The organism is Micromonospora qiuiae, assembly GCF_016863555.1.
GTDB classification, from domain to species: Bacteria; Actinomycetota; Actinomycetes; order Mycobacteriales; family Micromonosporaceae; genus Micromonospora; species Micromonospora qiuiae.
Genome location: NZ_BOPC01000006.1, coordinates 1 through 711 on the forward strand (window position 1 = coordinate 1; position 711 = coordinate 711).

Here is a 711-nt window from a genome sequence, read left to right on the forward strand (position 1 = left end):
TGGTGTTAGAGGGCCAGGCAGTTGGGGTTGATGGGTTGGTCGCGTAGGGCTTGGCGGATGATCGAGTAGGTGGTGCCGTCGACGACCAGACCGAGGTGGTTGACGACGCGCAGCGGGCACTTGGACTGGATCAGCACGTTGGTGGCGCCGTCGGCCAGCATGGCGTTGTCGACCGGCCGGACCAGTTCGTCCTGCCAGGTGCGTACGGTGGTCCAGCGCACCGCACCCGGGGTGTCGTCGCCGGCGTTGAGCGCAGCCAGGAACGACGAGCCGATCGTCATCTGCTGGCAGGCCACGACGCCAGCGCAGCTACCCAGGCCGAGGAACGCCACGATGTTCGCGACGTAGGTGCCGTACTGCGGCGTACCCAGGCTGACGTAGCGCCCGATCACGTCGCCGCCGCCGAGATTCTTGATGTAGTAGCGGCTGACCAGGCCCCCCTCAGAGTGGGCGACCAGGTCGATCCGGCTCGCTCCGGTGGCGGAGCGGACCTGTCCGACGAAGCCACGCAGGCTGTTGGCGGAGGCGGCGATGTCACCGAGCCCGAGGTTCGGCAGTTGGTAGATCCAGACCTGGTGGCCGTCGGCCCGCAGCCGGGCGGCGAGTGGTTCGTACACGACGGCGATGCCGCTGAGCCCACCGACGACGATGACCGGGTTGGCGTCGGCGAGCACCCGCAGATGATCATCGGCGCCGGCGGTGGCGGCCCGG

General features: G+C 68.8%; 1 protein-coding gene. It reads right to left on the reverse strand.

Annotated elements, in window-relative coordinates:
- Positions 1–5 precede the first annotated feature (5 nt).
- Positions 6–711: esterase/lipase family protein (locus tag Vqi01_RS02040; RefSeq protein ID WP_204032438.1), on the reverse strand; the 706-nt coding region annotated here is incomplete at its 5' end.